The following is an 11,831-nucleotide window of genomic DNA, read 5'->3' on the forward strand; positions in this document are numbered from 1 at the left end:
GTGATTAAAAAAGAAGATAGAAAATGAAACTTAATTACCCCCTTTTATTGGAAATCATTATTTATTCTGTAAAATCCTAAAACAAATTGCATAAAAAAAGCGACTCTTTTGGAGTCGCTTTTTAGTAGCCCGTAGGGGAATCGAACCCATGTTTCTAGAATGAAAACCTAGCGTCCAAACACCTAAACTAACGTGCTTTTTTATGTTTCGGTGTACATATTTAAAAATGTTATTCTAAAGAGTCAAGAAACATATTATTCAATCAATCTGGTATGACTTATTGCCTTTCTTACCAATTCTGTATTAAACAACGAAGGTGTATTAACCATATCCCCATCAATTAATTTAGCTCCTAAAAACCATATTGGTTTGATGAAGTCTTCTTTTATGATAGGGGCATTCATATAGTCAAAAACGTGAGCCTTTACTTTGTCAAGATCAGTTATAGAAAGTAAATTATGGATAAGATTTGTGAATATTGCAACATATAGAGGTTTGGTCTTTTTTAATTTGGGTTGACCGCCAGCATGACTTTCGCATTAATCTTTCTCCGATTTCTTTCCCTAATCTTTCTCTTAGAATGAACTTAATAATTCCCAAGAGGAGTGTTTACGAGTTCCTTTGTTGATAATTTTATTAAATTTTCTAAGCTCCGTTAATAAGTTTTCTATTTTCTTCTTCCTCTGTATCTCTGTCATCCAATCCGGTAATTTATTCCATAGCAACTCATCAATATCTTTTCGGGACATAGTACTATGCTGTGATAAAGCTTTTAAAATAAGGTCAAGATAATACTGATTATCAAACGCTTTATTTTTTGTATAGCCTGCTTTGTCTCCCGCTTTCTGAGCGACATGCAATGAAATAAAATAATTAGGTTTTCGGCCTTCAATTAACTTCTTGCGCCTTAATTCCTTCTCATCTTGATTACTTAAGGGCTTTCTCTTCTGCACTTTATCCAACGCCATAATATCTTCTAGGGCGAGAGCTTTATTCTGTGCTAATAAGCGAGAATAGTCCAAATTCAATACTTTACCAGAGATAGTAACCTTAACTTTGCCATCTGATAGATCATAGCCTGGTATTGTAAAAAATCGAGCTTGCTGATAATTAAAGATCTTCTTAATCCCTCCTCCCGCAGTGTCAAGCATGCTGTATTGATTCATACTTAGTACTAAGGGATTACTCAATATGAATCAATGATCAAATTGGAACTTTTTTCTGATGAACGATTTGTAAAAATAGTGAGTTTATATCAACAGATTTAAGAAAAATCACGTTAATCAAATGAAGCATGGTCAATTTCGCGGTATGGCGGAAGGAATCTCTGGAGAAACTTGACCATTTCGCCATGTGACTAAATCATACAGACACCATTCAGTTGCATTTTCCCGAGCATCCATATTAATTCGTCACCTCGGTGAATCACTTAGTCCTTCCCCCTCCCTCTTTCATGAAGCCCAAAAACTCTTAGACATATTGCGAAGCCACACGGTCAATAGTGTTTCGCATTTCCCCTGGTGATCAAAACATTTCCCCTCCCCTCTAAATCACATCGACCTAGGTATAAACGCTTTTCGCCATCGTCGAAACCGCTACGCCATAGCACGAAAACATGCTCCTTTGAACACTAATAATAAAACTGGAGACTTCCCAGCTTTCCTAGAATGCGTCAATTCTTCATTATTTGACACTTAACCAAGACTCCTTATTATCGCAGTTTACTTACTGGAAATCTCGTTACCAAGTCATCATTAGTTTATTCTTCACCTGTGGCCTCCTTGATATAATAGCCCCGTTCGCTGGGCTCATCGATAGGCATAATCAAACGGATATTTGTCCAGCTAAGATTCTCTACGCGTTGCGTAGAGAATTGGTCAAATTCAGGGAACACTTGGTAGAACTCCCTCATGTGCCACAAATTGGCTTCTGATAAGATTTTTAAGAGTTATTCCAATGGCCGATAAATGCCCCATGAGAAAGATAAAACAAATATATGTTCACTATTTCACCCATGTTCATGGAACGTGAACATGCGTGAAATAGTGAACAAAAAATAATTAACATAAGGCTTCACTAAAGTATTACAGATATTACAATTATCGACTTTCCGCTTATTTCTATCTTAAAACCCAGTTAATATCGAGTATGAAATCAAGTTGCAACAAAAAAGAACAGCTAAAGGAATTGCCTTTAGCTGTTCTTTAATGAAAGATTAGAAATCTTATCGTTAGATCAATTTAAACAAAAAGTATAATCTACTTACTAACTTTTGCTATATAAAGTAATTTTGGCGCATCCTTAATAAATACATCCAAGACTCCGTCTGCAATTTTAACTGGCCCCTCAAAGCGAGTTGCGCCCGGAGTTGATGGAATAACAGCTGCCTTTTTAGCGAGCTCTTGAGCTTGTTCAAAATAACCGATACTATTGCTTTTACCCATCTCTAGCTCCTGCAAACCTGTGACAGCAGCTTCTAAAGCCTCTCCCCATATTGCCATCGCATCTAACCAAGGCCCAGCCTCACGGACAAAACCCTTATCAATGGTTCCTGAACGAATAATATTTGGAGCATTTCTAAATTCTTGAGCATGATTTATGAGACTTTTAATAGCCTGCGCACGGTCATCTTTATTACCATACGAAAGGGCATCTCTAAACTGATCTAGAATTAACTTTAATGATGGTGCTTGCACTTGCCAAGGGTGAGTTCCAAATGTTGGGGCTAAGTGCTGGGTATCGAAAAACAGCAATAATGCTTGAGTAGTTTTTGAATTATTTCCAGCTAATTGACGAGCAGCAAATGTCCAAGTACGAGAAGCATCGTAATCTTGATCATTCCAGGCAAAAGCAGCCACTCCCGTTATGGCCACTCTACTAGCAGCTTCCTGATTCATGGGATTGGACAAAATGCCGGCAAGCTGTTTTGATAATCCTGCTTCCCTTCTATCGTATGGCGCTAAAAGAAGTCTTCCTTTAGATTCTGCATAGTCATTTACAGGATAATTATCCCAGAGCAATGTTGGTTTTCCAAAAACCTTAGTAGCTGCTTTTGCATCATTTATAGAAATTGATGGCGGAACGACATCAGTACCTGTCCATTGAACAACGATATCTTGATTTAAATTTTTACGCAATGCGGCTTTATATGGGGTTTCTTTAGCATCATAATACTCGGTAGGAACCATAATTAAATTTGGCGCCTCAGGATCTACTCCCTTGATATAGTCCTGCAATTTATTTAATAAGGAAGATTGTGCTACAGCGGCAGCTTCGGGGCCCGATTTCCCAAAAGTGATCGAGTCTTGATTACAGTTCCATTTTTGATATTCAATATCATCTAATGCCAAATAAAAACTACGCACACCCACACTTCTTAAGGCATTTACCTTGTCTTTTAACAGATCAAAATCTGTTTTACATGAAAAACAAATCGTTGGACCAGGTGATATTGCATAAACAAAGTTGATATGATTATCGGTTGCAATCTTTGCTATACGACCAAGTTCTGATAAGGTGTCTGCTGGATAAGGCTCTCTCCATCTATCTCTAGCATAAGGATCATCTTTTGGCGTATATACGTAGGTATTGGCTTTAACAGAGGATAAAAAGAATAAATGTTGCTCGCGCTCTAGCATAGTCCAGGGTTTCCCGTAGAACCCTTCCACCGAACCGCGGATAGGCTGAGCTGGGTAATCTTGAATCAATAGTGATGGAAAGAAAGCGCTTGTGATTAACTGTGCGAAGCTTTGTGTGGCATGAAATAGACCATGCGCATCATGCCCCATTAGTGAAATTAAAAATCCTTGATCTTTTTTTCCACTAGAAATTACATAACCTTCTTTGTGATTATCTAAAATTCCTTTGTGGTTGCTAATAAGAGATTTTCCGTCTCCAATTTTACTCTCCCCTAAAATCACTACTGTACCTCGAATTGACTTTGGAATCTTTTGGGTTGTATTCACATTCTTCACTCCTGCCTTGTTCAGCATCTTCACTACTGTGGTTTTAGTATACTCACTAACCTCTGGTAATGCGACTAAAGTAACGGCCTGTCCAATAGGAAAGCTCTCGCCTTGAAGCTCCATAAACACAGGTGAGGGAAATATAGAGGGAAGGCTTGCTACGGTAGTGGTTTCAAAATTCTTTTGCTGAGCATACCCCAATTTTAAACTTCCGCTGAAAATAACTACCCCTAATAAACCATATATAATTCTTTTATTCATCATTAAATTAAGTTTAATTTGTATGCTAATTAATAGCATAAATTCCAAAAATAATATAATTCACCCATATAAATTCCATGTATGTGATTTATTACATAATCAAACTCACCGTAAGCACATGTTAAATTAAAATTGATTAGTATGACAACGATACCATAGATAGAGAATGAAAAGATAATTCATGCGCTTCTTTTGAGAAAGATTAATTGACGGAAAAAATGGAATTAAAAAGGGTTTTAATTTATATAAATCACACAAAAATACTTTAGCATAGAAAAGGACATATCCCAAACACAGCGCATAAAAAAAGCGACTCTTTTGGAGTCGCTTTTTAGTAGCCCGTAGGGGAATCGAACCCCTGTTTCTAGAATGAAAATCTAACGTCCTAACCCCTAGACGAACGGGCCTTTTTGTGTTTCGGTGTGCAAATATAGAAAGTATATTTAATTTACCAAAATAAATATGATAAAATTATTTATTTCTCTAAAAATTGTATCTTTAGATACACAACAAACCAAACAACTTATTCATTGATGAACATTCAACCATATAAAAAGTCCATTTGGCTGTCCACCACAATGGCTTTGCTGACTGCAAATCTATTTGCACAGTCACCATCAAATATTGAAAATAAAATTTCAGTGCGCTGGGAAGTTCCGACAGGAAAAAGCCTAAAAAAGAATCCAACCTCTAAATTGATCATACAAAATAATGACAGCCAGCAACTGGCGCTCAAAGATTGGTCGCTATGGTTTAATTTTATCCGTGGAATAGATGCCAAATCTGTTGACTCCCGATTTAAATTATCTCATCGTAATGGAGATCTTTTCCAGATCGAGTTTGCGAAAAGCAACCTCACCTTAAAACCGAAAGATACCATCGAAATCAATTTTGCGACACTAGGTGGCTTGATCAATTATACGGATGGTCCTATTGGTCTTTACATTAGCTATGACGACAAAGGGACTTATGCGGACATCAAAAAATATGATGCACAAAAAAACACATTTACACAGGAACAACAAAGAACTTACTTAGAACAGAAGTTTGCCAGTAATGCACTCCTTGCAAACGGTAAACAACAAGATATCTTACCCTTACCCGCAAAAATTACTGTTGACAGAACAAAATCTTTAAAACTGACCAATACGATTTCCATCAGTAATGATCCCGAATTTAATAATGAAACCGCATTATTCATTCAATTCCTGCAAGAACAAACGGCTGTAAAAGGTCAAAAGTCTCCAAACAGAGAAGCACAAATTAAAATCGTCAAGGAAACAGGATTTGCTGATGAAGCTTATGCTTTAAACATTGATAGCAAAGGAATCGAGATTAAAGCAAGTACTGCAACAGGAGTTTTCTATGGCTTGCAATCCTTAAAATCTTTGCTTCCTGCTGTAGATTGGAACAGCAAGAACAAAACATTAAATTTCCCGTATGCCCAGGTAAAAGATCAACCTCGTTTCCCATACCGTGGTTTTATGCTGGACGTCGCCCGTAATTTCCATAGCAAAGCGGAGGTACTCCGTATCCTGGATGCGATGGCCCAATACAAACTCAATAAATTTCACTTTCATTTTATCGATGATGAAGGCTGGCGTTTAGAAATACCGGGACTACCTGAATTGACTGAGATAGGGAGTGTACGATCTGCCAACTATAAAGACGGAAATGCGATACAACCTGCCTATGGATCGGGCGCTGCAACTAAAGAGAAACAATACCTCAGCACGCAAGACTATATGGATATTTTGAAATATGCGGCCGCTAGACATATTGATGTGATCCCTGAAATTGAAACTCCAGGGCATGCACGTGCTGCGATAAAATCAATGGAAGCGCGATACCATAAACTAAAGAAAGCTGGAGATTTAAAAGCTGCTGAAGAATATGTGTTACATGACCCAGAAGACAAGTCGATTTATAACTCAGCACAGAACTGGAATGACAATGTATTAAATCCGGCCTTACCTTCGTCATACCATTTTTTAAGTAAAGTCATCGATGAGATAAAAAAAATGCATGATCAAGCAGGTGTACCTTTAAAAGTGATCGATCTAGGTGGTGATGAAACTCCTGCTGGTGCATGGGAAAAGTCTCATAAAATCGAAGCTTTTATGAGAGAAAATAATATCTCTTCTGTACATGATGTGTGGCCATATTACATCAACCGTATTAATGAATTGTGCCACTCCAAGGGTTTGATTATGTCGGGTTGGGAAGAAATGGGGATGAAAAATTTCGGAAAAGGAATGGATGTAAATCCTGCACTTGCAGATCATAGTATCAACTTAAATGTTTGGAACAACCTGATTGGTGGTGGACAGGAAGATTTGGCTTATCGCTTGGCAAATGCGGGCTACAAAGTTGTCTTTACTTCTGCTTATAACAACTATATGGATATGACCTGGGATCATAACTTTGCTGAACCTGGACACAGCTGGGTAGGCTTGGTTGACATCAATAAAACATACTCTTTTGCTCCGGAAAATTACTACATCAACCTTGTTAAAGACAATTCAGGAAATGATTTACCGAAAGATTTTGCAAAAAACAAAGTGCATCTGACTGAAAAAGGTAAAGCAAATTTCTTAGGTGTCAAAGCTGCTCTTTGGTCTGAAAAAATCAATAATGATATCCGTCTTGAGGAAATGATCTTTCCACGTTTATTGGCTGTTGCCGATCGTGGATGGGCTCCTGAACAAAGCTGGGAGAATGGCGAAAATTTTGACAGTCAGACTTATCAAAAAGGTTATGCTGCCTTTATGCAGAAGTTAGGAAACGATGAATTGAAGAAATTGGACAAATTAAATAAGGGCTATCATTACCGAATTCCTGCTGTTGGAGTTAAACTGGAAAATGGAAAATTGGTAGCAAATACCGATTACCCCGGTTTCAAAATTTATTATACAGAAGATAATACTGAGCCGACTTTAAAATCAAAAGAATACAAAGGCGCGATTCCTCTTAACAATAAATCAACCTACAAGTTCAGAACAATCACACAAAACGGTGGTCTGGGTATTGTATCCACCTATTAAGAGTAGAGTTGATCTGATGCAAAAACAGGCATTAAGATGGTGGTCATTTACGTAGGATAATGCCAAACACAACTCTGAATTGCTAAATGTAAAACAAAGAGACCAGAAAGTTAAAAAATTCTGGTCTCTTTATTTTGAAAGGAATAACTTCAAAATGCCTATCCAATTTTATTCCGTTTTCATAATGCGGCATTTGTTATGTTCATCGCTATTAACAGCTTATAGAGCGATATTTTTATTTTTTATCGACAGAGTATTTACCTGGACCGATAAATAAGAGTCCTAAAAACACACAGCATAATTCAATCGCATGGGATGCCCCTTTAATTCCATCTCCTTTACCAAGATGAAAAAGCGCGGCAACAATCATGGTAAATGCGAGAAAAAGTAAAGTCGGTCTCGTCCAAAGTCCTATCAATAGAAATAGTCCACCGACTCCTTCAGTGATGGCCGCCATAAATCCCCAGAAAACAGGTAAAAAATGGATGCCTAAAACTCCCATAGAACCGCCCAACTTCGTCCATGTCTCCACTCCCCCCATCATCTTTGGAAATCCATGAACAATCATCATCACGCCCAGTCCAACACGCATGATCAATAAACCGAAATCTTTGTATTTTCCTAAAGTTTGAAATATGGCCATAGTATTTAATCGATATATGTTAATGAAACCTTGTTTTTTGTTGTCTTTAATTTGACCTTCTTCCCAAAAACTAATGCATGATTGTCATCAATATGACCTGCAGGATAAGCAAATGCAATAGGAAAATCTGCTTCCCTTACTTTATCCATCACAATTTCAGATACAGATTGTCCAAATGAAGGATCAGCATCTTTCATCCCGGAAAAACCACCTACGATCAAACCCTTCAATTTTTTAAATTTACCAGCACGCTTCAGCGCCCATAACATCCGATCTACACTATAGAAAGTCTCACCTACATCTTCAATGAATAAGATCTTATCATCGTAATTGACATCTGACTCAGATGCTAACACAGATAGAAGAATAGCTAAATTTCCTCCAATAAGGATACCTTCAGCCTCTCCTGCTCGATTAGGGAATTCTTCTTGCTGATATGAATAGTCGACCGCATCTCCAAAAAGTGCAGCTTTCAGTGTTTCCAAAGAAGCGGCAGTACCAGCTTCAAAGGATTTGGGCATCTGTCCATGAATGGTCGGAATAGAAAATTGACCTTGGATATGACTGTGAAGTACCGTGATATCACTAAACCCAACAATCCATTTGGGCTGTTTTTTAAACCTCGAAAAGTCAAGCCGATCGATAATGCGCACACTGCCATATCCACCGCGTGCTGCAAAAACAGCTTTGATCGATTGATCATCTAAAGCCCATTGCAGATCTTCAGCCCTTTGACGGTCATCTCCAGCAAATTGATGGTACGCCGCGGTGACAGTCTTGCCCACAAGCACCTCCAGACCCCAAGATTCTAATATTTTAACAGCTACATCTATATTTCCTCGAATAAAACTTGCAGGACAGACAATTGCGACTTTATCGCCTGCTTTAAGAAATTCAGGTATTTTCGTCATAATCTTTATTTTAATACCGCAAATTGAATTATCTTTGTCAAAGAAACAAACATTTGCTTTGTTTTTTTATTTCGCTAACAATTAATTTACTGTATAGCATTGAGTAATATATCCAAAAAACGTTACACCATTACATCTGCATTGCCTTATGCTAATGGTCCTTTGCATATTGGCCATTTGGCCGGCGCATATATCCCTGGCGACATTTTCGTGCGTTATTTGCGCCTAAACGATAAAGACGTCGTCTATGTCTGTGGTTCTGATGAACATGGAGCTGCCATTACCATACGTGCAAAAAAAGAAGGTATCACACCACAAGAAATCATTGATAAATACAATACTCAGATCAAAGAAAGCTTTGAAGAATTTGGTATTTCGTTCGATATCTATCACCGCACTTCCGAGCCTATCCACCATGCGTTGTCTCAAGAGTTCTTTTTGAATTTATATGAAAAAGGGGAATTCATCGAGAAGTTCTCAGAGCAATATTATGATGAAGATTTTAATCAATTTTTAGCAGATCGCTATATCGTAGGGACATGTCCAAACTGTAAGTCCGAAGGAGCATATGGGGATCAGTGCGAGAAGTGTGGTACTTCATTAAGTCCGACAGATTTGATAAACCCAATATCGACTTTGAGTGGAAAAACTCCAGTATTAAGAAAAACGAAGCACTGGTACTTACCATTGGATAAATACCAACCTTGGTTAGAGAAATGGTTGATCGAAGGTAAAAAAGATGTTTTAAAATCAAATGTTTTTGGACAGTGTCAATCTTGGTTGAAATCAGGATTACAACCCCGTTCTATGACACGTGACTTGGACTGGGGAGTAGATGTTCCACTGAAAGAAGCGGCGGGCAAAAAACTATATGTATGGTTAGATGCTCCTATTGGCTACATCTCAGCGACAAAACAATGGGCTATAGACAACGGTAAAAACTGGGAAAACTATTGGAAAAAACAAGAAAATCCAGAAGATGACTCTTGCTTGATCCATTTTATTGGAAAAGACAATATCGTATTCCACTGTATTATCTTTCCTGCGATCTTACATGCTCATGGGGAGTATATTCTCCCAGACAATGTACCAGCAAACGAATTCTTAAATCTGGAAGGTGATAAATTATCGACTTCTCGTAATCACGCGGTATGGCTGCACGAGTATTTAGAAGAATTTCCTGGAAAACAAGATGAATTACGCTATGTATTGACTTCTATTCTTCCAGAGACATCTGATAGTGAATTTACATGGAAAGATTTCCAAGCGCGGGTGAACAATGAACTGGTTGCCATCTTTGGTAACTTTGTCAACCGTGTCATGGTGCTATCGCATAAATATTTTGACGGAAAAGTATTAAGTGGATCTCCTTTAAATGAAGTAGATCAAAATGTTTTTGCTGAATTGGCAAAGTTCCCAGATGCGATCACAGGTTCAATCCAACAATATCGTTTCCGTGAAGCATTAGCACAATTTATGAATGTGGCTCGACTAGGAAATAAATATCTGGCAGATGAGGAACCGTGGAAAGTCATCAAAACTGATGAAGAGCGTGTAAAAACAGTTTTAAATGTAGCGACTCAGATCGTTGCCAATTTAGCTGTTTTAGCGCAACCGTTTCTTCCTAAAACAGCGACTAAGCTGTTCGAGATGCTTGATTTTTCTCAGGTGAATTGGGCTGATGCAGGTAGGGCTGATTTGATTGCAGATGGGCATCAACTGAGTGAAGTACAATTATTGTTTGAAAAAATAACTGACGAGCAAGTCGAGTTTCAATTAAACAAATTGGCTGAAGCGAAAATCGCAAATGCAGCTGCAAATGTCAAAACAGAACCCGCTAAAGCAAATATTGCTTTTGAGGACTTTACAAAACTTGATATCCGTGTGGGTACGATCTTGGAAGCAGAGAAAGTAGCCAAAACGAAAAAGTTATTGAAAATAAAAATAGATACAGGTATAGATCAACGTACAGTAGTCTCTGGAATTGCAGAATTCTTCGCTCCAGAAGATATCATCGGTAAACAGGTATCGATACTGGTTAATCTTGAACCTCGAGACATCAAAGGAATCACTTCACAAGGGATGATCTTAATGGCAGAGGATGCGGATGGACGTTTGGATTTTGTCAATCCAACAACAGCCATTAAACCAGGCAGTACCATTAGATAATACTTTTTAAACAAGAAAAGGGAACTTAGCGTTCCCTTTTCTTGTTTAAAATAAAATGGCATTCAGCTTTTTATTAAACTCTTTTTCACCAAGCCAATCGTAAACGGAAGTTTTTAATTTGGCAATCACTGCTGCTTTCGGCTCTGCTACCACTTTCTTTTTCTTGGTCAGCACCTTGGATACTGGAGTATTGTTGAGCTCTACCTTGGTGGCAAACATATTGATATTCATACTAGGTATAGAAACTCCTAATATCATACCTGGTAGACCATGGATAAGTTCTGGTCCTGTAGGAACAGGGATCTGATTAGCGAAGAATGCAACGACATAGATGGAATCTTGAATAATTCCGTTTGCCCGGCGACAATCATATCCTGCAATATTACGATACTCATCCGTATATTTCCACTTCACTGTGGGCAATGAATCTTTCATTAATAACTCTTCATCACCGAAAGGCAACAACTTGAGGAAACTGTTTTCCTTAACGTTGATGTAGGTTTTCGAGTCACTAATAAATGGACTATACCAAGACACATTGCGATAATTGGCAGGATACTCTTCTTGTATCGTTTCAAAAAGAGTTTCTTCATCGAAGAACTTCAAGCTATGGTGCGTAATCATCTCTACAGGTCCCGATTTGACCGCCTGCTCTATACTGATCTTATCCCAGGTACCCAAATCTGGCTTATTTAAAAAATTGCGCTTCAGGTAGTTTTGTAAGTGAAATTTCCGCTCATATGTAATCGTTCCACTGCTCGGGAAAAAGGCATACTGTGCAGAGGCACTTGCCATAAAACAGACTAATAACAGCAATACTACAATATATTTTCTCATC

The 11,831-nt window shown here is 37.9% G+C and carries 8 protein-coding genes and 1 tRNA gene; 2 read left to right on the forward strand and 7 right to left on the reverse strand.

Annotated features, from left to right (window positions below; genetic code table 11):
• Positions 1-575: 575 nt before the first annotated feature.
• The 4 genes from MUB18_RS04150 to MUB18_RS04165 form a co-directional block, all read right to left on the reverse strand.
• Entirely contained in the window at positions 576-1,166 is a 591-nt protein-coding gene (locus tag MUB18_RS04150; protein WP_248755061.1) for a hypothetical protein, read from the reverse strand.
• A 593-nt stretch (positions 1,167-1,759) separates the two neighbouring features.
• Positions 1,760-1,939 carry a DUF1016 N-terminal domain-containing protein gene (locus MUB18_RS04155; protein WP_262917521.1) on the reverse strand — a complete coding sequence of 60 codons (180 nt, stop codon included), beginning with the start codon at positions 1,937-1,939 and terminating at the stop codon, positions 1,760-1,762.
• Positions 1,940-2,258: 319 nt separating this feature from the next.
• Entirely contained in the window at positions 2,259-4,229 is a 1,971-nt protein-coding gene (locus MUB18_RS04160; RefSeq protein ID WP_248755063.1) for a beta-N-acetylhexosaminidase family protein, read from the reverse strand.
• Between the two features lie 332 nt (positions 4,230-4,561).
• Positions 4,562-4,633 (reverse strand) — tRNA-Glu (locus tag MUB18_RS04165).
• Positions 4,634-4,759: 126 nt separating this feature from the next.
• Between MUB18_RS04165 and MUB18_RS04170 the strand changes: the two genes are divergently transcribed.
• A complete protein-coding gene (locus tag MUB18_RS04170; RefSeq protein WP_248755064.1) occupies positions 4,760-7,270 on the forward strand; it encodes a family 20 glycosylhydrolase in 2,511 nt (836 codons plus the stop codon).
• Between the two features lie 235 nt (positions 7,271-7,505).
• On the opposite strand, the gene MUB18_RS04175 is transcribed toward MUB18_RS04170, so the two are convergent.
• Positions 7,506-7,913 (reverse strand): DoxX family protein, encoded by a 408-nt coding sequence (locus tag MUB18_RS04175; RefSeq protein WP_248755065.1) that lies wholly within the window; start codon positions 7,911-7,913, stop codon positions 7,506-7,508.
• A gap of 5 nt (positions 7,914-7,918) precedes the next feature.
• Positions 7,919-8,824 (reverse strand): LD-carboxypeptidase, encoded by a 906-nt coding sequence (locus MUB18_RS04180; protein WP_248755066.1) that lies wholly within the window; start codon positions 8,822-8,824, stop codon positions 7,919-7,921.
• 99 nt (positions 8,825-8,923) lie between these two features.
• On the opposite strand from MUB18_RS04180, the gene metG reads away from it, so the two are divergent.
• Complete coding sequence (metG, locus tag MUB18_RS04185) at positions 8,924-10,993, forward strand: methionine--tRNA ligase (RefSeq protein ID WP_248755067.1); 2,070 nt, start codon at positions 8,924-8,926, stop codon at positions 10,991-10,993.
• A 45-nt stretch (positions 10,994-11,038) separates the two neighbouring features.
• Here the strand turns inward: metG and MUB18_RS04190 are convergent, their stop codons facing one another.
• Positions 11,039-11,830, reverse strand: coding sequence for a GLPGLI family protein (locus MUB18_RS04190; RefSeq protein ID WP_094771866.1), 792 nt, complete (start codon positions 11,828-11,830; stop codon positions 11,039-11,041).
• Position 11,831 lies beyond the last annotated feature (1 nt).

This window comes from Sphingobacterium sp. PCS056, assembly GCF_023273895.1.
In the GTDB taxonomy this organism is placed as follows: domain Bacteria; phylum Bacteroidota; class Bacteroidia; order Sphingobacteriales; family Sphingobacteriaceae; genus Sphingobacterium.